This window comes from Bosea sp. F3-2 (genome assembly GCF_008253865.1).
GTDB lineage: Bacteria > Pseudomonadota > Alphaproteobacteria > Rhizobiales > Beijerinckiaceae > Allobosea.
On record NZ_CP042331.1, the window covers coordinates 516110 to 539021 of the forward strand.

The following is a 22912-nucleotide window of genomic DNA, read 5'->3' on the forward strand; positions in this document are numbered from 1 at the left end:
GCCCAGCTCCTTCGTCCGCGGGGTCAGTGGCGGCGGCTGGCGGCGATCGCATCGCCGTAGCGCCATTCCAGCAGGGTCTTGAGCACGAGGGTGACGAGCGCCAGGCCCGCCAGCAGCGAGGCCACCGCGAAGGCGGCCGCGCCCATGTACTCATTGTAGAGGATTTCGATGTGCAGCGGCATGGTGTTGGTCAGGCCGCGGATCTTGCCCGAGACGACCGCGACCGCGCCGAATTCGCCCATCGCGCGAGCGTTGCAGAGCAGGACGCCGTAGAACAGGCTCCACTTCACGTTCGGCAGCGTCACCGCGAAGAACACGCGCCAGGGCGAGGCGCCGAGCGTCAGCGCCGCCTCCTCATCGGCCGAGCCGAGCGACTGCATATGCGGGATCAGCTCGCGCGCCACGAAGGGGAAGGTGACGAAGACCGTCGCCAGGATCAGCCCCGGCAGCGCGAAGACGATCTTGATGTCGTGCGCCTGCAGCCACGGGCCGAAATAGCCCTGCGCGCCGAAGAGCAGCACGAAGACGAGGCCGGAGATCACCGGCGAGACCGAGAAGGGCAGGTCGATCAGGCTGATCAGCAGGTGCTTGCCGCGGAACTCGAACTTGGCGATGGCCCAGGCGGCTGCGATGCCGACGACCATGTTGAACGGCACCGCGATCGCCGCGACGAGCAGCGTCAGCCGGATTGCCGACAGCGCATCGGGCTCGGTGATCGCGGCGCGATAGGCTTCCCAGCCCTTGGCGCTGGCCTCAACGAAGACCGTGACGAGCGGCAGCAGCAGGAAGAGCAGCAGGAAAGTGAGCGAGACCGCGATCAGCACGATCTGCACGCCGAGGCTCTCGCCGCGCGCGCGGCTGGTGCTGCGAGGTGGCTGCGTCGCGGCGGCGGAGGGCAGTATGGCGTCAGACATCGCCGAACCTCCTGCAGGCGCGGGCCTGGATCAGGTTGCCTACGAGGATCAATGCGAAGGAGATCAGCAGCATCGTCGTCGCCACCACGGCCGCTCCGGCATAGTCGAACTGCTCAAGCCGGATCACGATCAGGAGGGGCGCGATTTCCGAGACCATCGGCACGTTGCCGGCGATGAAGATCACCGAGCCGTATTCCCCGACGGCCCGCGCGAAGGCGAGCACAAAGCCAGTCATGAGCGCCGGCGCGACCTGCGGCAGGATCACCCTGAAGATCGTCCTGAAGCGGCTGGCGCCGAGCAGCGCCGCCGCCTCCTCGACATCGCTCTGCAGCTCCTCCAGCACCGGCTGCAAGGTGCGCACCACGAAGGGCAGGCCGATGAAGATCAGCGCCACCATCACGCCGAGCGGCGTATAGGCGACCTTGCCGTCGAAGCCGAAGGAGAGATCGGTGAACGGGATGGAGAAGCGGAAGGCGAGCGGCGCGAGCAGCGAGCCGACCCAGCCGTTCGGCGCATAGATCGCCGCCAGCGAGATGCCGGCGACCGCTGTCGGGAGCGCGAAGGGCAGATCGACGGCTGCGTCGATCAGGCGCCGGCCGGGAAATTCGTAGCGCACCAGCACCCAGGCCAGGATCAGGCCGAACACGGCATTGATCAGCGCCGCGAACAGCGCGGCCGTGAAGGAGAGCTTGAGCGCTGCCAGCGTGCGCGGGGAAGTCGCCACTGCCCAGATATCGGCGGGGCCGGCGCTGGCAGCCTTCAGGAAGAGCGCCGCCAGCGGGATCAGCACGATCAGCGACAACGCCGTCACGGTGACGCCGAGCGCCAGCCCGAAGCCGGGCAGGATGCTGGGCTCGCGCCAGCGGAAGGTCGTCGTCGCCGTCATGCACAGGACCCTTTAGCGCGCCGGCTTGTAGAGCTGGTCGAAGGTGCCGCCATCGCCGAAATGGGCCGGCTGCGCCTTCTTCCATCCGCCGAAGACGCTATCGATGGTCACCAGCTCGACTTTCGGGAAGTTGGCGATGTCCTTGCTGTCGGCGGCCTCCGGATTGCGCGGACGATAGAAATTCCGAGCGATGATCGCCTGCGCCTTCGGCGTGTAGAGGAACTCGAGATAGGCCTGTGCCGGCTCGCGGGTCTTCTTGGTGTCGACATTGGCGTCGACCAGCGTGACCGGCGGCTCGGCCAGGATCGAGAGGCTCGGTACCACGATGTCGAACTTGTCGGCGCCGAACTCCTTCAGGGCGAGAAAGGCCTCGTTCTCCCAGGACAGGAAGACATCGCCGATGCCGCGCTGGGTGAAGGTCGTGGTCGCGCCGCGCGCGCCGGTGTCGAGCACCGGGACATTGGCGAGGAGCTTGGCGATGTAGTCGCGCACCTTCGCCTCGTCCTTGTTGAAAGTCTTCTCGGCATAGGCCCAGGCGGCGAGATAGTTCCAGCGCGCACCGCCCGAGGTCTTCGGGTTCGGCGTGATGACCTGCACGCCCGGCTTCACCAGATCGCCCCAATCCTTGATCGCCTTCGGATTGCCCTTGCGGACGAGGAAGACGATCGTCGAGGTGTAGGGCGAGGAGTTGTGCGGCAGGCGCGCCTGCCAGTCGAGCGGCAGCTTCTTCGAGCGCTCGGCGATGGCGTCGATGTCGCCGGCCAGCGCCAGCGTCACGACATCGGCATTGAGCCCGTCGATGACGGTGCGGGCCTGCGCGCCGGAACCGCCATGCGACTGGCGGATGGTGCTGATCTTCTTGTCGGGGTTCTTCGCGTTCCACTCGGCAAGGAAGGCCGCGTTGATGTCGCGATAGAGCTCACGGGTGGGGTCGTAGGAAACATTCAGAAGCTCGGTCTGGGCGCGGGCCCCGGCGACGACGCCGAAGCAGACCGTGAAGGCCCCCAGAACAAGCCCGGCCCGGAGAAGGCGGCGAAACACGGGTCGCGTCATGTCAGGGCTCCGTTGCGTTCACGGCGAAGCTCGGTTCAAGCTTCAGCCCGTTCTGAAAAACAAACGAAACGTACTGAATTGTCGGCCTCTTCTCAATGGCCTGGCGCAATGTGCGCCTTCCAAACTTGGGCGCCGGAGGAGAAAACGCATCTCCGGCGACGGCGTTCCCACCCAGCTATGAGGCCGGGCCCACGTCAGGCACGGCGACGGTCCTCGGCCGGATTCGCCTCGGCCAGGGCCGGGCCGAAGGCGTGGCCGAGCAGGACGAGGACGGGGCCGCTCGCCGGCAGCTCGCCGAGCCGCTCCGGCAATGTCGCGATGGTCGCGGCGATGCGGGTTTCGTCCGGGCGGGTGGCGGAATGCACGGCGACGGCCGGCGTCTGCGGGTCGAGCCCGGCGGCGATGGCGCGCTCGCGGAAGCCGGACAGGGTGGCGCGCGCCATGTAGATCACGGTCGAGGCGGCGGGATCGGCCATGGCGCGCCAGTCGAGATCATCCGGCAAATCGCCCTTGCGCGAATGGCCGGTGACGAATTGCAGGCGCCGCGCATGGTCGCGATGGGTCAGCGAGAGGCCGAGCGAGGCGGCCGCGCCCTGCGCTGCCGAGATGCCCGGCACGATCGCGACGGGAATGCCGGCGGCCTGGCAGGCCTCGATCTCCTCGCCGGCGCGTCCGAAGATGCCGGGGTCGCCGCCCTTCAGCCGCACGACATGCTTGCCCTGCACTGCCAGCGAGACGATCAGCGCGTTGATGTCGCTCTGCTTCACCGAGGGGCCGTAGCCGGTCTTGCCGACCAGCATGCGCTTGGCCTCGCGCCGCGCCAGCTCCAGCACGCCCGGCGAGACGAGATCGTCGTAGAGGATGATATCGGCGCTCTGCAGGGCGCGGATCGCCTTCAGCGTCAGCAGTTCGGGATCGCCCGGTCCGGCGCCGACCAGCGTGACGCGGCCCTTGCCGTCATGCGCCGCCTCGATCTGCGAAAGCCGCGCGAAGAGCTCCGCCTCGTCCTGTGGGTTTGGCGTGCGCTCTGGCTCAGCCATCGCCTTGCCGGCGAAGAGCTCCCAGAAGGCGCGCCGCAGCGTGAAGGGCAGTTCGCGAGCCTGGACCGAAGGGCGCCAGTCGGCCGCGGCCTGTGCCCAGTTCTTCAGACCGGCCGGCAGCAGCGCCTCGATCTTGGTACGGATCGCCTGGCCGAAGACCGGCGCGGCGCCATCGGTGGATACGGCGACGATCAGCGGCGAGCGGTTGACCAGCGCGCCGAAGGCGAAATCGCAATATTCCGGCTTGTCGACGATGTTGACCGGGACACCCGCCTGCCGGGCTGCGGCAACGAAAGCGCGGACCTCGTCGGAATCGTCGAGATCGGCCACGGCGATCGCCGCGTCAGTGAGGTCGTCTGCCTGCCAGGCCCGATCGTGGAGGTGCACGCGGACCTCGCCCTGCGACAGCCCCGCGAACAGCTCCGGCTCGCCGTTGGCGAAGACATGAAGCTCCGCCCCGGTGGCTGCCAGCAGCTCCGCCTTCCACAGCGCGCCCTCGGTCGCACCGGCGAGCACGACCCTGCGCCCGTCGAGCTTGTGGAAGAGCGGCAGCGTCGCCAGCGGCTCGATGCGGGCCGCGGTGGTTTGGGGCTGTCTGTCGGTCATTGCGTGGTCGCTACGGCCTTCTCATCCGCCGCACTGCGCTCGCCGCCCGCTGGTGGAGTCAGCAGCCACAATGCGGCCAGTGCCAGGATGATAAGGCGAAAGCAAAGATCGAACCAGCGCCCGCGCGCCTCGCTCGCAGGCTGACGGGGCAGCAGGGCCTCGAACTCGGCGTGAAGGCCGTCCTCGCCGATGCCCGCGGTGGTGCCGGGGCGTTCGACGGAGCTGTGCGTGGCGGTCGAGGTCATCATGCTCACTCCGCCGCGATGGGCGCCGCGGCTCTCGCCGCCCGGCGCTGGTCGAGGACGTTGCGCCCGGCCTCGCCATAGCCTCGCTGATAAGTGGCGCTGAACGATTCCCGCGCATGCAGCCATTGCGGCACGGGCTGGCGGGCGGCGCTCGCCTCCGGCAGCTCGATCGTGTCGAAGCCGCAGGAGAGGGCGTAGGCGAACTGGTCGGCGATCAGCGGGCCGCTGGCGCGGATTTCACCCGCGAAACCGGCGCGCCGGATCTGGCGGGCCAAGCTGAAGCCGCGCCCATCCGAATAGGCGGGGAAGGCGATGGCGACGAGCGCGAGCCGCGGCAGGAACGGCGCGAGCGCGGCGAAGGGGACGGAGTTGGGCAGGATCACGCCGATCTGCTGATCGGGCGTTCGTGCCTCAAGTGCCTCCGCCAGCGCCTCCCAAGGCACCAGCGCGGCCGGGATATTGCCGATCGCGGCGCCCTCGCTGCGGGTCCAGCGATCTTCCCGGTTTCCATTCCGGTCAAGCAGCGGCACGGGCGGTCTCCTGGAACGCGGCCTTGAACGGCCCGAGGCCGATACGGCGGACATTGTCGATGAAGCTCTCGCTTTCGATCCGCTCGGCCAGATAGACGGCGACGATCCGCTCGATCGCATCCGGCACCTCCTCGGCGGCGAGGCCGGGACCGAGGATCTCGCCGATCGCGGCGTTCTCGGTGGCGTCGCCACCAAGGGTGATCTGGTAGGATTCGATGCCGCGCTTCTCCAGGCCGAGAATGCCGATATGGCCGACATGGTGATGGCCGCAGGCATTGATGCAGCCGGAGATCTTAATGCCGAGCGGCCCGATCTCGCGCTGGCGCGCCTCGTCGGCGAAGCGTTGCTGGATCGCCTGTGCGATCGGGATCGAGCGCGCCGTCGCCAGTGCGCAATAATCGAGGCCGGGGCAGGAGATGATATCGGTGACGAGGCCGACATTGGCCGTCGCCAGACCGGCTTCGCCGAGCTTCTGCCAGATCGCGAAGAGGTCGCGCTGGCGCACATGCGGCAGCACGAGGTTCTGCGCATGGGTGACGCGCAGCTCGTCGAAGGAATAGCGCTCGGCCAGATCGGCAACGAGGCGCATCTGCTCGCTGGTGGCATCGCCTGGCGCCTGGCCGAGCGGCTTCAGCGAGATCGTCAGCGCCGTGTATCCCGGCACTTTGTGCGGCGCGGTATTGACCTCGACCCAGCGGGCGAAGGCCAGGTTGGTCGCCCTGGCCGCTTCCAGCGTGTTGCTGACGGCCGGCAGCGTCTCGTAGCGCGGCGGCGCGAAATAGGCAGCGATCCGGGCGACCTCGTCGGGGTCGGCATTGATCGAAGGGCCGTCGAGCTGGGCGAACTCGGCCTCGACACGGCGGGTGAATTCCTCGGCGCCGATCTCGTGGACGAGGATCTTGACGCGCGCCTTGTACTTGTTGTCGCGCCGGCCCTCGAGATTGTAGACCCGCATGATCGCCTCGAGATAGGCGAGCAGATCCTGCTTCGGCAGATAGTCGCGCACCACCTTGCCGATCATCGGCGTGCGGCCGAGCCCGCCGCCGACGCTGACCTCGTAGCTGATTTCGTGGGTATCCGGATGGCGGCGCAGCCTCAGCCCGATGTCGTGCGCCTTGATCACAGCGCGGTCATGCTCGGCGCCAGTCACTGCGATCTTGAACTTGCGCGGCAGGTAGCTGAACTCGGGATGGGCCGAGGACCATTGCCGGATCAGCTCGGCGGTCGGGCGCGGGTCCTCGATCTCGTCCTGCGCGACGCCTGCGAAGTGGTCGGCTGTCACGTTGCGGATGCAGTTGCCCGAGGTCTGGATGCAATGCATCTCGACATCGGCGAGCAGACCGAGGATCGCTGGGATGTCGCGCAGCTTCGGCCAGTTGAACTGCAGGTTCTGGCGTGTGGTGAAGTGGCCGTAGCCACGGTCGTACTTCTCGCCGACCAGGGCGAGCTGGCGCAGCTGTCGCGAATTCAGCGTGCCGTAGGGGACGGCGATCCGCAGCATATAGGCGTGGAGCTGGAGATAGACGCCGTTCTTGAGCCGCAGCGGCTTGAACTCGTCCTCAGTCAGAGAGCCGTCGAGGCGGCGCCCGACCTGGTCGGTGAACTGCGCCACCCGCTCCCGGACGAAACGCTCGTCGAATTCGTCGTAACGATACATGAATCAGCCCTTCGGCGCGGACACGATGCCTTCACCGGCCTGCTTGCCGAGATCGGGACGATTGCTGGGACCAAGCGTCTTGAAGCGCTCGCGGAAATGGCGCGGAACCGGGCGGCCGCCCTCGACCGTCACGTCGACCAGATAGGCATCGACGACCTTGTTGCCGCGCAGCTCTGCGGCGGCGAAGGTTTCCAGCCGTTCGGCTGCCGCGTCGTCGGCCGCGACAACCGCCAGTGCCGGGTCGCGCGTCCAGACGAGGGCGCCGGTTCCGTCGATCGTGGCGAAGACGACATCGCCGTCGAGCAGGTCGTTGGCGAGCAGGATCGCCGGCAGCGGGACGCGTTTCGTCGCGGCGGCCATCACGCGGCCTCCGCGAGCGTCAGCGTCAACCCGTCGAGATGGCTCAGGCCCTGTCGATTGATGACGTTCAGAATCGCCACGGCAATATCCATCCCTGTTCTGTCTTCCGAACAGGATTTTACGCTATTGACGGGCGATAGCTCAATTCACATCAGATAGTGTGTTTTTCTGTATTCTCGGGCGCGAGGAGTATAATCATCTCGCAACACGGATTTTCGGCCGTTTCCTCGCAAATTTATGCCAAAGCAGGCGATGCTTGGCCCAGAGGCGACACGCCGCCCCTATGATCGTCGCCTCAGGCGCTCTTCAGGATCGTTTCGACGATTTCCTGCACATCGAACGCCTCGCGCAGCGTTGCGAGATGATGGGGCTCGGCGCGCGTGAGCTTCGCCACGCCTTCGAGCTGACGGCGCAGCGCCAGCGGGCGCGCCTCATTCTGGGAGAGCGCCTCCGGATCGCGTTCCCAGCTGCCGTCGGGGCGACGGCGCTCGGCATGTGACCAGTCGCAGAGCCGCACCGCACCCTTGTCGCCTTCCAGCGTCCAGACATTGTGGTCGTCCTTGGCGGTGGTGCCAACACTGCCGAGGAGGGTGACGGGCAGGGCGCCTGCGGTCAGTGTCGCCTCGATCCGGCGCTCGCTCCTGCCGGCTTCGGGGAAGCTGGCCTTCGCGGTCAACCCGGCGAAGGGCCCGGCGACGCGGCGGGTCAGGAACAGGAAGTGCGAGACGACCTCGCGGGTGAAGCCGCCCTGCGCCGGGCCGTCGAGCCAGCTGGCTGCATCGACCTGCCAGGAGCGCGGCCAGGTCGCGAAGGCGACCTCGATCGCGACGCGCTGGGGTGTGCCGACCACGCCCGAGTCGATCCAGTCCCGCAGCCGCGCCACGGCAGGCGAGGAGGCGAAGGGGAAGTTTACTGCGCCGCGCTCTCCGGCCTCAGTGACGAAGGCGCGCGCATCGGCGAGATCGACGGCAAGCGGTTTCTCGCAAAACACGGCCTTGCCGGCGGCGAGCGCCGCGCGGGCATGGGCGAGGTGGGAGGAGGGCGGCGAGGCGATGTAGACGCAGTCGCTCGCCGCGATCAGGGCGGCGGCGTCCGGCTGGCGCGGCACCGCGGGCAGGGCACGGGCGATGCGTTCCATGGCTTCGGCCGAAGGGTCCCAGATGCCGGAGACGGTGAGCGCCGTCGTCGGCTGGTCGAGCGCCGCGCGCAGCATGCGCTCGCCCATGATGCCGGCGCCGATCAGGCCGAAGGAGATGGGAGTCTGGGACATGGCAGAAGCTCGAGCAGGCGGTGGGAGGCGAAACACCGCGCCCTGCATGGCACGCCGGGCCGGTCGGACGGAAGCCGTTTCGGCGCGCGGTCCGGTCGACGCCGAGACGCTCGCCTCCGCGCCGTGAGCGAAAGCCCCATCACCGCCAGCGCGAACGACGGTGACGCAAGCAACAAGGGCTCCCTCTCGGGAGCCCTTGCGAATTGTCTTCTTCCTCTCGGGCGCGCTCAAGCGAAGCGGAAATCATCCGCCTGCAGCGAGCCGATCTGCACGTTCGCCAGGGTCAGAGAGGTGTCCGCGTCGATCGTGAACACCACATCCGTTCCCACCTGAGCGGCATGCGCCATGGCGGCATCGAAATCCGCGAAGAGGGCGCTCGCGAACTCGACGGTGTCTTCATGCCCGCCGGCGAAGTCAGTGATCGTGTCCTTGCCGAAGCCGGGCGCGAAGACGAAGACGTCGTTTCCGGAGCCGCCGGTCAGGATGTCGTCGCCAGCGCCGCCTTCGAGGCGGTCGTCTCCTGAACCGCCGCTCAGCACATCGTTGCCGAGGCCGCCGAGCAGGATGTCGTCGCCGGAGCCGCCGGAGAGGTTGTCATCGCCGGCGCCGCCGTCGAGAAGATCGTCGCCGGAGCCGCCTTTCAGCGTGTCGTTGCCGAGGCCGCCGAGCAACGTGTCGTCGCCCGCGCCGCCGTTGAGCGTGTCATTGCCTGCGCCACCGTCGAAGCTGTCGTCGCCATTGCCGCCGGTGACGACATTATCGCCATCGCCGAAGAACAGGTTCTCGATGTTGACGAAGGTCTGGACGCCGATGCCGGCGCCGGCCATGCGGCCCGAGGCCATGTCGACATAGAGGGCGCCGCTCGCGGCCGAGAGGTCGAGCGTATCGTAACCGTCACCGCCGTCGATAGAGTCGTTGCCGGGGCCAGCCTTGATCACGTCGTCGCCTGCGCCGGCATAGATGGTGTCATCGCCAGCGCCGCCGCTGATGATGTCATTGCCGGCGCCGCCATGGATCGTGTCGTTCCCGGCCTCGCCGTACAGCACATCGTCGCCGTCGCCGCCGTCGATGAAATCGTTGCCACCGCCGGCATAGATGACGTCGTTGCCAATGCCGCCGCGGACGGTGTCGTTGCCGGCGTCGAGATAGATCTGGTCGTCGCCTTCCTCACCGTCGATGTCGAAATCGTTCCACGAGGTGGCGGTGACGAGGTCATTGCCCTCGCCGAGCAGGATCTTGCCGACGACTGAGGCGCCGACATAGAGGTTCACATGGTCGTCGCCGGCGCCCATGTCGACCGCCGAGCCTCCGGTCGCCTGGATCAGGCCGGAATTGCCGAGCTTGTCGTTGCCGCCGCCCATCGAGACGCCACCGATGATGCGGCCGCCGCTGGTGTTGATGATCTCGTCGGCATAGTTGCCGACCAGATTGATCGCCTCGTTGCCGCGCAGGTCGAAGCGGGCGGCATCTTCGGGCGATACGTTCTCCGGACCGTGGCCGTCGCCCTGGATCAGGCCGCGGTTGACCACGAGCGTAGCACCCAGCGCATTCTGGTTGCTGGAGTTGTCGACCTGGATGGCCCGGCCATAGCCGTAGATCCTGCCAGTGGCGTCGTTGATGATGGTGCCGCCGCCGATCGCGATGCCTTCGGAAACGTTCGGCTCGCTATCATGATAGCCGTTGGCACCGAGGCCCTCGACCGTGCCGGAGTTGTTGAGGAAAAGCAGGCCGTCGACGTCGATCGCGTCGCCGTCGCTGTCGGCGAGGCCGGCCGAGCGGCCCTGCATAATGCCGCGATTGGTGATGCTGACGAGGTCGGCTTGCGAGCCGTCGCTATCGATGTTCACCGCCGAGCCGTTGCGGCCGATGACGGTGCCGTCATTGACCACGGTGACGCCGTGGTCGCCGGTGATGGCGTGTTTGGCGCCTTCGAGCAGACCGCCGATGTGGTTGTTGACCTTGCCGCCGGTGTCGCTCTGGAAATCGATCAGGTCGCCATTGGCGGCGAAGCCTTCACCCGTGGCAATCGTGCCCCAGTTGTTGATGGTGCCGTTCCGGCCGGGCCGGATCACATCGGTATTGGTGCCGTACTGGCGGATGATGCCGCCGGCGAGGTTGTTGATCGTGGCGCTGGCGCCGTTGTCGTCGAAGTTGCGGAAGTCGAGCACCCGCCCGTTGGCCTCGATCAGGCCGGCATTGTTGACGGTGATGCTGGCCGCCGCCGCGCCGGCCTGGCTCGGGCTGAGCGCGCCGCGCAGGGTGCCGGAGGAGAGGTTGTCGATGGTCAGCGAGCCGGTCGCTCCAGCCGTCGTCTGCAGCAGGCGCCCGGCCGCCGCGACCTCGATCAAGCCACCATTGGTCAGCACGGCATTGCCGCCGCCGGCCCAGGTCACGGCATTGTTCGAAACCGAGAGCTTGCCGCCCGCATCAATGCCGACCTTGTCGTCCTTGTCGATGACGAGGCCGGAGGTGACGGTGGCGCCAGTGCGGATCGCGATCTCGTCATAGCCGGCGCTGCCGGCAACCGACCAGCTGCCGCCCTCGACCTCCAGGCGCTCGACGCCGGTGGGGGCGGCGAGGGAGCCGGTGCCTGTTCCGAGCAGCTTTACCGTGTCATGGCCCGTGCCGCCGTCGATGCTGGCGGCAGCGCCCATACCGGCCTTGACCTCGATGGTGTCGTCACCGGCGCCGCCGAGTACGGTGTCGCCGGCACCCGCGACGATGCGGTCGTTCCCCGCGCCGCCGTCAAGAGTATTGGCCAGGTCGTTGCCGATCAGCACGTCATTGCCGGCGCCGCCGATGACGTTCTCGATGCCGACCAGCGTGTCGCGGCCGATGCCGTTGCCATTGGCCTTGCCGGTGGAAAGATCGACGGTGATGCCTGCAGCCTCGGCTGAGTAGTCGACCGTGTCGGTGCCGTCGCCGCCATCGAGGAGATCATTGCCTTCGCCGCCGACCAGTGTGTCGTTGCCGGCGCCGCCGAACAGGAAGTCATCGCCCCGTCCGCCGATCAGGCGATCGTTGCCGTCGCCACCCTGGAGGGCGTCGTCGCCTTCGCCACCGTCGAGGAGATCATCACCGGCACCGCCGCGGATGAGATCGTCGCCCGCTCCCGCCAGCACGATGTCATTGCCCGCGCCGGCATCGACGACGAGATCGTCCTCGACCGCGCTCGCCGTCAGCCTGTCGTTCCCGGCGCCGAGGCGGATCTCGCCGTAGAGCTTCGAATCTTCAAGGAGCGTGACCTCGTCATTGCCGTCGCCCATATCGATGGCGACGCCGTCGAGGCCGATGATCGTGCCGGAGTTGACGAGCCTGTCGTCGCCGCCGAGCATCGAAACGCCGCTGAACAGCACGTCCTCATTGGTCAGGCTGTCATTGCCGTCGCTGAACACGGGCGCGGCGGCAAGGGCCGGCGTCTCGGCGTTGCCGGGCTGTGTCGCAGCCGGAGCATCCTGCAGGGCGGAAAAACTCGCGCTCGCGGTCGTGAACGTGTGCGCCGCGTGCCCGCCACCGGACGGGGCCGTATCCACCAGACCGGCTGACCGCGCCGCCGCGCTGCCGGTCGATACATCGGTGCCGATTGCGGGGCTGACGAAGCCGTTCGACGTGACGGATGATCCCAGCAGGCTCAGATCCGTCGAGCTGCCCTGGACGATGCGGGCTCCCTTGATGCTGCCGGTGGCGTCGACATCCGTTTCCATCCCGACCTGAACCGAGGTCGCTCCGGAGCCGAGACCGTTGATCGTGACCGTCGCGCCGGCCGGAAGATCGCGATCGGCTGTCCAGTTCCAGCTCGCGCCCTTTTCACCGCCCGACCCTTCCGAGATGTCAGCGGGAATGGCGATCACGCTGCCCGCGAGGACGGGCTCGATGACCTTGAAGACAATGCCGTTTCCGGCATCGGGGCTATAGCCGACGAAGCTGACCGAACCGACGGGGTGCGCCATGGTGCAAATCCTTTAGCCAATGCATCGAGAGCCCCGTCCGCCGCCAGCCGGGGAGCGGCCCGCATACAGCGAGCCGAGGCGCGTTAATGACTTGGCAAGGATGACGATTGTTTAACGGTTGATTGACAAAGTGAAGTATTTTTGGGAGCCGGAACCAGCGCCAGGCGCCGTTCGATAGGATGAAATGCGGCATTCGCCGCGTCCTTCGGGGTCAATTTTGCCGAGGGTTGCTCTAAGAAATCACGCAAACGAGCGGAGTTCAGCGAGTCAATTGTCCGGATGAATGCAAAAATCACGCATTTTCTGATCTAAACATAAGCTATACATCTTCTCAACGCAGGTGGATGCGGAGAAGGACAGGGCGGTCATAGGCCCGGCGAACGCGCGAACACGAGGCGTCCAATAGCGGCGACAAGCTAGTGCGGCCTTCAGCCGTGCGCGAATCCATTTCGACAATGGAGGGTATGGATATTTTCGATGGCTCCTGGCGTCGGTGGTTTCACCGAGCTGTCATCTCGTCCTCCTATCGCTGCGGCCGATCGCCGGGCGCAGAGGCTCGGTCGGTGGGCAGGCGGGCCCATCGACGTGCGGTTTCAGGGGCTGCGGCGGATTCTGCCGGCAAGCGGCTCCTCCAATTGGTCTGCGTCAGGGAAACTCGCCCTTGCTCCCAAAACCCTCCAAGAACGCCGCCAGTGAGGCCTTGGCCTCGTGCCGTTCCGCCTTCCTCGCGGTCGCGCTGTTCTCGGCCCTCGTCAACGTGTTGATGCTGACGGGCTCGCTCTACATGCTGCAGGTTTATGACCGGGTGCTGCCCTCGCGCAGCGTGCCGACGCTTGTCGCGCTCTCACTGATCGTCGCCGCGCTCTACATCCTGCTTGGGGTGTTCGACTGGCTGCGCCAGCGCATTCTGAGCCGCATCGGCGTCGAGCTCGATCGCCAGCTCGGCGGGCCGGTGCTCGGCGCCATTCTCGGCGGGCAACTGCGGGGTGCGCCGGGCGGCACCCAGCTGTCACGTGACCTCGACAGCGTCCGTGGCTTTCTGTCCGGGCTGGGGCCGACCACGCTGTTCGATCTGCCCTGGATCCCGCTCTACGGCGCGCTGTGCTTCATCCTGCATCCCTATCTCGGCTGGACGCTGGTCGCCGGCGCAGCGATCCTGATCGTGCTTGCGCTCATGACCGAATTGATGTCGCGGCGGCCGAGCGTCGATGTCGCCCGCTCGTCCGGCGAGCGCGCTGCCCTGATCGAGGCTGCGCGCCGCAATGCCGAGGCGGTGACGGCGCTCGGCATGAGTGCCCGGATCGGACGGTTGTTCGAGCGCACCAATGACCGGCACGTCGCGGCCAGCCTCAGGGCCTCCGATATCACCAGCGGGCTCGGCGGCATCTCGAAAGTCATTCGCTACATGCTGCAATCCGCCATGCTCGGGGTCGGCGCCTGGCTGGTGATGCATGATCAGGCCTCGTCCGGCGTGATGATCGCCTCGTCGGTGCTGAGCAGCCGCGCGCTGGCGCCGATCGAGCTGGCGATCAGCAGCTGGCGGCCCTTCATCGGTGCGCGTCAGGCTTGGCGTCGGCTTCATTCGGAGCTCGGCTTTGCGCCTGCGCCGCTTGCGGTCGCGCCCGAGCGCCCGACGCAGCGTGTCGCGCTGGAGCAGGTCTTCGTTGCGCCACCCGGCAGCCCGACACCGACCGTCAAGGACGTCGGCTTCACCCTGCAGGCGGGGCAGGGGCTTGCGGTGATCGGCCCCTCGGCTTCGGGCAAGTCGACGCTTGCGCGGGCGCTCGTCGGCGTCTGGCCGGTGCTGCGCGGCTCCTCGCGCCTCGATGGCGCGACGCTCGACCAGTGGCCGGAGGAAGAGCGTGGCGCGATCATCGGCTACATGCCGCAGGACGTGCAGCTCTTCGCCGGAACCATTGCGGAGAATATCGCCCGCTTCGACCCGGCGATGACGGAAGAGGCTGTCCGTTGCGCTGCCAGGGCCGCCGGCGCCTATGACCTCATCCTCGGCCTGCCGAAGGGGTTCGAGACAGCGATCGGCGAGGCGGGCGGCATCCTGTCCGGCGGTCAGCGGCAACGCATCGCGCTTGCACGCGCGCTCTACCGCGATCCCTTCCTCGTCGTGCTCGACGAGCCCAATGCCAATCTCGATGCGGATGGCGACGCTGCGCTCACGGCTGCGATCGCCGGCGTGCGGGCCCGCGGCGGCATCGTGGTCGTCATTGCCCATCGCCCCTCGGCGCTGGCCGGCATCGATCTGGTCCTGATCCTGGCAGACGGCCAGGTTCAGGCCTTCGGGCCGAAGGAGGAGGTGCTGCGCAAGAGCCTTGCGGCCAAACCGGGATCGGCCGCGCCGAACCCGTCCCACACCCGAATTGCGGTGGCAGCCGATGCGCGCGGTTAACGAGAACAGGTCCGGCGGTCAGCCGCCTGCGAGCACGATCGCGGCTGAGGGGCGCCGTGCCGATCCCCGCCGCGATATCCGGCGTGCGACGCTGTTCGGGGTCGCGACCATCGCCGTGCTGTTGGGCGCGGTCGGGCTGTGGGCGGCGACCGCACCGCTTTCCGGCGCGGTGATCGCTTCGGGCAAGGTCGTCGTCGAGAGCAATGTCCGGCGTGTGCAGCACCCGTCCGGCGGCGTCGTCGCCGAAATCCGGGTCAAGGATGGCGACCGCGTCAAGGCTGGCGACGTGGTGGTGCGGCTCGACGAAACCAATGCCAAGGCAAGCCTCGCATTGATCGAGATCGAGCTCGTGCGGTTCCAGGCGCGCAAGGCGCGGCTGGAGGCCGAGCGCGATGGCCTGTCTGTTCTGGCGCTGCCTCAGGAATTGCGTGAGAAGGCGGACGATCCAGCCGTGATCCGGGCGGTCGCTGGCGAGGAACGGCTTTTCCGGACCCGCCGCGTTGCGGCCGATGTCCAGCGCTCCCAGCTGCGCGAGCGGATCGCGCAGTCGCATGAGGAAATCAAGGGCCTGGCGTCGCAGATCGAGGCCCGGCGGGCGCAGGCGACGCTGATCGAGCAGGAGCTCGAAGGCGTGCAGAAGCTCTACGACCAGAACCTCGTTGCGCTCTCGCGCCTGACCTCGCTCCAGCGCGAAGCCTCGCGTCTCGTCGGCGAGCGCGGCAGCCTGACCTCCGATACCGCCCGGGTAAAGGGCCGGATCGCCGAGATCGAATTGCAGATCGTCCAGATCGACGAGGATCTGCGCCGCGAGGTCACGACCGAATTGCGCGATGTCGACGGCAAGATCGCCGATCTGTCGGAGCGCCGCGTCGCTGCGCGCGACCAGCTCGACCGCATCGAAATGCGAGCGCCGCAAGATGGCATCGTCCATCAGCAGACCGTGCATACGATCGGCGGCGTCATCGGTCCCGCCGAGCAGATCATGCTGATCGTGCCGGAGACCGACGGGCTCGTCGTCGAAGCGCGCGTCGAGCCGGCGCTGATCGACCGGCTGCGGATCGGGCAGGCGGCGATCCTGCGCTTTCCGGCCTTCGACAGCGCAACCACACCGGACCTCAAGGGACATCTGATCCATGTCTCGGCGGATGCGAGCACGGATCAGCAGTCCGGCGTGTCGTTCTACACGGCACGCATCGCGCTCGATCGTTCGGAGGTCGATCGTCTCGGCGGCAAGAGCCTGCTGCCCGGCATGCCGGCGGAGGCCTTCATCCAGACCGGCTCGCGCACGGCACTCGCCTATATCGTCAAGCCGATCGAAGATCAGCTCGCGCGGGCCTTCCGCTACGATTGAAGGGCTAGAGTCTGCTGATTTTACACGGAACCACCCCGTCATTCCGGGCGAAGCGAAGCGCAGACCCGGAATCCATTGTAGAGCGCGACGCCCTTCGATGGATTCCGGATCGGCGCGGCTTCGCCGCTTGTCCGGAATGACGGGGGTGTTTCCGTGTAAACCCTGCGCGCTCTAGGGATCGGCGCCGCGCCTGCCGAGGCGGGATCGTCAGGCCGCCTCGGGGCTCGAGCGCCCCGCCGGTTGCTGGAACGCATCGGCGGCACAGCGGAAGAACTCGGCGATCATCGGCATGCGCCGGCGCTCTTCAAGGCAGACGACATATTCGTTGATCGCGATGCGCGCGTCGTGCAGCGGCAGGAAGTGCAGGCGTGTGTCGAAGCCGAATTCGAGATCGGCGATCGCGCCCATGCCGAAGCCGGCGGCCACCGTCTCGCGCACACCGTCCCGCGTCGACACCTCGATGACGTCGCCCAGCGTAACGCCATAGGCGGCCAGATTCTGCTCGAAGACCTCGCGGGTGCGCGAGCCCCGTTCACGCAATACGAAAGGCAGCCCCTGCAGCTCCGTCACGGAGACAGATTGCCGCTGAACCCAAGGATGGCTCTTCGGCAGGAAAACCCCGACCTTCATCGTGGTCAGCGGCTGGATGTGAAAGCGATTATCCGTCGGCATCTGTGCGGTGATGCCGACATCGGCGCGGTATTGCGTGATCTGCTCGATCACGCTGTCGGAATTGTGGAGCTGGATCGAGAAGACGAGCTTGGGCCGGCGCCGGCGCAGCGCGCCCAGGATCGGCAGCGAGTGGACGGTGCCGTCCGAGGCCAGCCGCAGGCGCCCGCCCTCCGCCTTGCGGCTCTTGAGCATCCGCCCGGCTTCGGTGAGCGCCGAAAACAGGCGGGACGTGACCTCGTAGAGCGCCTCGCCATCGGCCGTCAGCGTGACGTCGCGCGGCCCGCGCTCGAAAAGTACAACGCCGGAGATCGCCTCGAGCTGCCGTACCTGGCCGGACAAGGTCGATTGGCTGACCGCCATCTCGCGCGCGGCCTGCGAGTAGCCACCCGATGTCGCGACGAAGTGAAAGGCGCGAAGATGCGTGACCGATGCCATGGCTTCCAACTCGCCGGACAGCGTCCGGACTCCGGGCGCGCTATGGCCGTACCAGAAGCAAAGGCCTCACGCATCGGTATGCTATCGGAAGCACTCTGCAGGATTATGACGGGATCGACAGAATTTTGAATAATTGCATGCAATAATGAGGATTGTGCAAATATACTTTGCTGGCAAATGTGAAGCTAGACTTCCGATATAGGGTATCGCTACTTTCGATATCCTGGCTTTTCGTGATTTCAACGATCCGTCACACGGCGCTCCTACCCCTGAAAACGGATTATCAACCACGTTCAGCTGGTTCGCGGCTGGCGTGACGATGGACCGTTTTGGCAACAGGAACCCGATCCATGGCTACGATCAGCAACTCCATCCTCGACTATATTGCGACGAAGGGCTCGGAGAACCGCGTCATCGACCTCGCCGGCGTGTTCTCCGGCACGGGCCTGACCTATTCGGTTCAGAGCAGCGACCCGGCCATCGCCAATGTCGCGATCGAAAATGGCAAGCTCGTCATCGACTACACTGATGCTCTCGGCTATACCGACCTCAAGATCACGGCGACCGACAGCAACGGCCAGAGCGTGACTGACAATGTCCGCGTCCGCGTCGCCGGCGAGAACGCCTATACGATCGCCGTCCTGCCGGATACGCAGGATTACACGAACGCTGCCAATGTCGGCACGTTCAAGGGCATGACGCAGTGGCTGGTCGACAACAAGAACAGCCTCAACATCCAGTTCGTCACCCATGTCGGCGACATCACCACCGAGAACGGAACCGGCCACTGGGCCTATGCCAAGGACGCGCTCAGCATCCTCAACGGCAAGATCCCCTACGGCCTGACGCTCGGCAACCATGACGGCGTCTCGGGCAGCTACTCTTCCAGCCGCATCAACGACTATTTCTCGGTCGATTACCTGAAGAATGCCAATGGTGCGAGCTTCGGCGGGACATACGACCAGCAAGCGGCGCTCTCGAACAACAGCTATTCGACCTTCACCGCCCCCGACGGCACGAAGTGGCTGGTGCTGAACCTGGAATTCGGCGCACGCGAGGACGTGCTGCGCTGGGCCGGCGAGGTGATCGAGGCCAATCTCGACCACCGCGTCATCCTCACCACCCATTCCTACATGAACTGGGCCGGCCGCCACGACGCCACCGGCGCGCCGCTCTATGACGAGGGCACCGGCTACGATTACGGCCTCGGCAGCTCCAAGGAAGGCGCGACCGACGGCGAGACGATGTATCGCGAGCTGGTCAAGAAGTATCCGAACGTCACCTTCACCTTCTCGGGCCACATCTTCGGCGACGCGGCCGAGACGCTGGTCAGCTACGACCAGTTCGGCAACCCCGTCTACCAGATGATGGTGAACTACCAGAACGGCGTTTCGAGCGAGATCACCAGCGACGCCGGCCAGGGTTCCGGCAGCGCCGGCGGCAACGGCGCCATCCGCCTGGTGACGATCGATCCAGACAATGGCGCGATCTACACCTCGACCTATTTCGCCAAGCTCGACGACTATATGGACAGCGTCCGCGGCGACGGCGCGCTCAACCGCGACGGCCTGACCGGCCCCTATCGCGGCCATCAGGAGACCATCACCGGCGTCGATCTCGGCACGCCGGAGGTCCCCGCCATCGCCAAGGCCGGTAACGACAAGTTCGTCACCGCGGAGGCTGGCCAGGAGAAGGCCTCCATTACGCTCGATGGCGACCGCACGCTGAATCCCGGCAATGATGACGGGCTCGCTTACGTCTGGACCGACCGCGACGGCAATGTCGTCGCCACCGGTGCGACTCCGACGCTTCAGCTCGGCGCCGGCCAGTATCAGCTCACCCTGACCGTGACCGACAGCGCCGGCCGCGTCTCGACCGACGAGGTTCGCATCGTCGTCGCCAACGAGAACACACTGCTCGTCGACAACTTTAATGACGGTGACGCCCGCGGCTGGAACGCTCCCGGCCAGACCCAGACGCTGTCCGTCTGGACTGGCTCTATTGCGAATTCCGGCCTTCCGGTGCTACCGGCGACCGACAGCAATCCGGCCGGCACCGACGTCAGCTTCATTCCGAAGCTGACGCCGACCCAGGCGCTGAAGCTGACCCCGGCCACACCGCTGCCGACCGGCGTCTACAAGGTGTCGAGCTACACGATGGCCTTCGACATCCTGGTGCCGGCCGCCGGTGTGAACAGCTTCGTCAGCCTGTTCCAGACTGATACCGGCAACACCAGCGACGGCGATTTCTTCATCCGCAAGAACAGCAACGGCACCGGCGGCATCGGCATCGGCGGCAACTATCCCGGCGCCTTCAAGTTCGACCAGTGGCAGCGCGTCGTGGTCAAGATCGAGACGGCCGCCGACGGCTCGGCGGTGATGTCGAAATACATCGACGGCGTGAAGGTCGGCACCCAGGGCGTCGACGCCAGCCGCTACACCATCGACCTCGCCAAGGGCGTGCTCCTGTTCTCCGACGAGGATGGCGAGACGGCCACTCTCTTCGTGTCGAGCTTCCTCTTCACCGACAAGCTCTACAGCGATGCCGAGATCGCGGCGCTGGGCGGCGCCAAAGCCGGCGGCATCGTCGAAACGCAACCGACCCCGTATTCGGTGCAGATCGACTTCAGCAAGCCGGGCATGGCGGACGAATGGGGCAATTCCTCGGTCGTCGCCGGTCAGGTCGGCAGCAGCGTCGGCGGCTTCCTGGTGAAGGGCACGGCGAATTCGCGCGACACGGTCGCGGATGGTCAGGCCGCGCTCGAGGGCCGCGTCTACGAGCAGTCCGACGGCGCCAACAAGATTCTGGTCTGGAACGATGCCGCCGCCAAGAACTGGTCGAACTACGAATTCGAGGCGACGCTGAAGACGACCGACAACGACGGCACCGGGCTGGTGTTCTATTACAAGGATGCCGGCAACTTCTATAAGATCGTCCTGGATGCCGAGACCAGCACGCGCTCGCTGATCAAGGTCCAGAACGGGGCCGAGACCGTGCTTGCCAGCGAGCATGGCGGCACGCCCTGGAGCCGCGACTTCCAGCTCAAGGTCGTGGTGGTCGACGGCACGATCAGCGCCTTCCTCGATGGGCACGACCTGTTCGGAGAGGTTGCCGATAGTGCGCCGCTCGCCGGCGGCTCCGTCGGCTTCTACTCGAACAACCAGCGCAGCTCGCAATTCGACAACGTCACCGTGAACAAGGTCACGCTGACGGCCCACGCCGGCGACGATCTGCGCCCGGTCGATGCGGATGGCGACGGCAAGGTCGCGGTCGCTCTCGATGCCGGCGGCAGCTACGGTCTCTCCGACATCGTCGCTTACGTCTGGACCGACAAGGACGGCAATGTCGTCGCTGAGGGGGAGCACGCCAGCGTGACGCTCGATGCGGTCAGGCAGGTCCTGACCCTGACCGTGACCGACGCCAGCGGCAAGACCGCGACCGACAAGGTCACGGTCGATGCGATCTCTGAGGCCCGCCTGCTGCTGTCCGAAGACTTCGGCGGCAGCGACTTCTCGGCCTGGACGATCGTCGACGAGGGCGAGATGGGCGGTGTCGGCGCCGACGGCAAGTCCTCGCAATGGGAGCTGCGGGACGGCGCGCTCGTTCAGCTCTCCGACCTCAAGAGCCGTCAGCTCACCTGGAACGGCGCCTCGAATTCCGATCCGTGGAAGAAGGGCTGGAGCCCGCTGGGCGACGGCGTCAACGTGCTGCGCAAGGGCACCTACGCGCTCTACAACGATGCGGCGGCGAAGGAGTGGACCGACTATGCGGTCGAGGCCACGCTCAAGTCGCCGGACAACGGCGCGCTCGGCCTGCTGTTCTACTACCAGGACGCGAACAACTACTACAAGCTCGAGCTCGACGCGAACGGCGACTACGATCGCAATCCGGGCAATGGCGCGGGCAGCCTGTTCCAGCTCATCCAGGTCAAGGATGGCATCGAGAAGTACCTCAACCAGTTCCCGGCGAAATATACGCCGGGTGAGGCCTTCCAGCTGCGCGTCGAGGTGAAGGACGGCAAGATCCAGGCCTATGTCGACGGCATGGCGCTCTTCGCCTACGCCATCGAGGATCGGGCGCAGAGCAAGGGCTCGATCGGCCTGTTCTCCTGGGACAGCGCCGGGGTCTCCTTCGACAATGTGCTGGTCTATGACCTTGCCAGCGAGAGTGTCCTGCCTCCGGGCGGAGGCCCGATCCTCGGCACGGACGGCGACGACGTGCTCGTCGGCACGGCCGGGGATGACGTGATCCTGGCGGGTGCGGGCGACGACACCGTCCAGGCCGGCGCCGGCAACGACCGCGTCGAAGGCGGCGAGGGCGATGACAGCCTGGACGGCGGCGCGGGCAACGATATCCTCATCGGCGGCGAAGGCGACGACAAGCTGTTCGGCGGCGAGGGCGACGACCTGCTCAAGGGCGGCGCGGGCGATGACCTGCTCGATGGCGGCGCCGGCATCGACACGGCCGACTACTCCGACGATACCGTCGGCGTGACGGTCGATCTCGCGGCCGGTACGGCCTCGGGCGACAAGGCGGGCGAGGACGAGCTCGTCTCGGTCGAGACCGTCATCGGCGGTTCCGGCAACGACATCCTGATCGGCGACGGCGCTGACAACCGCCTCGTCGGCGGCCTCGGCGACGACGTGCTGAAGGGCGGCGCCGGCAACGACCTGCTCGATGGTGGCGCAGGCGATGACGTGATCGAGGGCGGCGCGGGCGACGACATCATCCTCGCCGGCCTCGGCGACGACGTCATCGACGGCGGCGCGGGCTTCGATACGCTCGACCTCTCGGCGGCGACGGGCCCGGTTACCGTCAATTTCGCGGCGGGCAAGGTCTCCGGCGCGGGCATCGGCTCCGACAGCTTCAGCAATATCGAGAAGCTGCTCTTCGGCGCGGGCAACGACACCGTCATCGGCGGCAATGGCGACGATGCCTTCGACGGCGGCGCCGGCAACGACACGCTCAAGGGCGGTGCCGGCAACGACACGTTGTGGGGTGGCGCGGGCGACGACCTCCTGGATGGTGGCTCGGGTGACGATCAGGTCTATGGCGGCATCGGCAACGACACGATCAAGGCCGGCTCCGGCATCGACCATGTCGAAGGCGGCGAGGGCAATGACGTGATCGATGCCGGTTCGGGTGACGACGTCGTGCTCGGCGGTGCCGGCAACGATGTCATCGACGGCGGCTCGGGCAATGATCGCATCGAGGGCGGCGCGGGCGACGACATTCTGACCGGCGGCTCCGGCCACGACGCCTTCGTCTTCGCCGTCGGCTTCGGCAAGGACATGGTCACCGACTTCCGCACCTCCGGCTCCAGCGCCGACGTGCTGGAGTTCTCGGTCGGCGTCTTCGCCGATTTCGGGACGGCCATGGGCGCTGCCCAGCAGATCGGTGCCGACACCGTCTTCTCGATCGATGCCGACACCACGCTGACCCTCAAGGGCGTCCAGCTGTCGAGCCTCGCCCAGGACGACTTCCGCTTCGTCTGAGCGGGAAAATCCTTCGACCAAGGGGAGGGGCGCTCGTCGGGCGC

The 22912-nt window shown here is 66.7% G+C and carries 14 protein-coding genes; 3 read left to right on the forward strand and 11 right to left on the reverse strand.

The window, feature by feature from the left end; genetic code table 11:
• Nucleotides 1–23 precede the first annotated feature (23 nt).
• The 10 genes from cysW to FQV39_RS02550 all read right to left on the reverse strand — a co-directional run bounded on the left by cysW (nucleotide 24) and on the right by FQV39_RS02550 (nucleotide 12511).
• Complete coding sequence (cysW, locus tag FQV39_RS02505) at nucleotides 24–914, reverse strand: sulfate ABC transporter permease subunit CysW (RefSeq protein ID WP_149128872.1); 891 nt, start codon at nucleotides 912–914, stop codon at nucleotides 24–26.
• Nucleotides 907–1800: a sulfate ABC transporter permease subunit CysT gene (gene cysT, locus FQV39_RS02510; RefSeq protein ID WP_149128873.1), complete on the reverse strand. Its 894-nt coding sequence runs from the start codon at nucleotides 1798–1800 to the stop codon at nucleotides 907–909. The genes cysW and cysT overlap by 8 nt, the downstream gene beginning before the upstream one ends.
• Before the next feature lie 12 nt (nucleotides 1801–1812).
• Nucleotides 1813–2853 carry a sulfate ABC transporter substrate-binding protein gene (locus FQV39_RS02515; protein ID WP_149128874.1) on the reverse strand — a complete coding sequence of 347 codons (1041 nt, stop codon included), beginning with the start codon at nucleotides 2851–2853 and terminating at the stop codon, nucleotides 1813–1815.
• Between the two features lie 194 nt (nucleotides 2854–3047).
• Nucleotides 3048–4499 carry a siroheme synthase CysG gene (cysG, locus tag FQV39_RS02520; RefSeq protein ID WP_149128875.1) on the reverse strand — a complete coding sequence of 484 codons (1452 nt, stop codon included), beginning with the start codon at nucleotides 4497–4499 and terminating at the stop codon, nucleotides 3048–3050.
• On the reverse strand, nucleotides 4496–4747 hold the full coding sequence (locus tag FQV39_RS02525; RefSeq protein ID WP_149128876.1) for a hypothetical protein: 252 nt from the start codon (nucleotides 4745–4747) through the stop codon (nucleotides 4496–4498). The genes cysG and FQV39_RS02525 overlap by 4 nt, the downstream gene beginning before the upstream one ends.
• Before the next feature lie 2 nt (nucleotides 4748–4749).
• A complete protein-coding gene (locus tag FQV39_RS02530; RefSeq protein ID WP_248313212.1) occupies nucleotides 4750–5274 on the reverse strand; it encodes a DUF934 domain-containing protein in 525 nt (174 codons plus the stop codon).
• Nucleotides 5261–6931 carry a nitrite/sulfite reductase gene (locus FQV39_RS02535; RefSeq protein ID WP_149128878.1) on the reverse strand — a complete coding sequence of 557 codons (1671 nt, stop codon included), beginning with the start codon at nucleotides 6929–6931 and terminating at the stop codon, nucleotides 5261–5263. The genes FQV39_RS02530 and FQV39_RS02535 overlap by 14 nt, the downstream gene beginning before the upstream one ends.
• Before the next feature lie 3 nt (nucleotides 6932–6934).
• On the reverse strand, nucleotides 6935–7291 hold the full coding sequence (locus FQV39_RS02540) for a DUF2849 domain-containing protein (RefSeq protein ID WP_149128879.1): 357 nt from the start codon (nucleotides 7289–7291) through the stop codon (nucleotides 6935–6937).
• 295 nt (nucleotides 7292–7586) lie between these two features.
• Nucleotides 7587–8561: a Gfo/Idh/MocA family protein gene (locus FQV39_RS02545; RefSeq protein ID WP_149128880.1), complete on the reverse strand. Its 975-nt coding sequence runs from the start codon at nucleotides 8559–8561 to the stop codon at nucleotides 7587–7589.
• Nucleotides 8562–8788: 227 nt separating this feature from the next.
• Complete coding sequence (locus tag FQV39_RS02550; RefSeq protein ID WP_149128881.1) at nucleotides 8789–12511, reverse strand: beta strand repeat-containing protein; 3723 nt, start codon at nucleotides 12509–12511, stop codon at nucleotides 8789–8791.
• A 661-nt stretch (nucleotides 12512–13172) separates the two neighbouring features.
• Between FQV39_RS02550 and FQV39_RS02555 the strand changes: the two genes are divergently transcribed.
• Both FQV39_RS02555 and FQV39_RS02560 read left to right on the forward strand, forming a co-directional pair.
• The gene (locus FQV39_RS02555; protein ID WP_248313213.1) at nucleotides 13173–14915 is read left to right on the forward strand and encodes a type I secretion system permease/ATPase; all 1743 of its coding nucleotides are present in this window, start codon (nucleotides 13173–13175) and stop codon (nucleotides 14913–14915) included.
• A complete protein-coding gene (locus FQV39_RS02560) occupies nucleotides 14902–16266 on the forward strand; it encodes an HlyD family type I secretion periplasmic adaptor subunit (protein WP_149128882.1) in 1365 nt (454 codons plus the stop codon). Before FQV39_RS02555 ends, FQV39_RS02560 begins: the two co-directional genes overlap by 14 nt.
• 207 nt (nucleotides 16267–16473) lie before the next feature.
• Here the strand turns inward: FQV39_RS02560 and FQV39_RS02565 are convergent, their stop codons facing one another.
• A complete protein-coding gene (locus FQV39_RS02565; protein WP_149128883.1) occupies nucleotides 16474–17373 on the reverse strand; it encodes a LysR family transcriptional regulator in 900 nt (299 codons plus the stop codon).
• A gap of 350 nt (nucleotides 17374–17723) precedes the next feature.
• Here FQV39_RS02565 and FQV39_RS02570 point away from each other — a divergent pair, with 350 nt between their 5' ends.
• Nucleotides 17724–22868: a 3-keto-alpha-glucoside-1,2-lyase-like domain-containing protein gene (locus FQV39_RS02570; RefSeq protein WP_149128884.1), complete on the forward strand. Its 5145-nt coding sequence runs from the start codon at nucleotides 17724–17726 to the stop codon at nucleotides 22866–22868.
• Nucleotides 22869–22912: the final 44 nt, after the last annotated feature.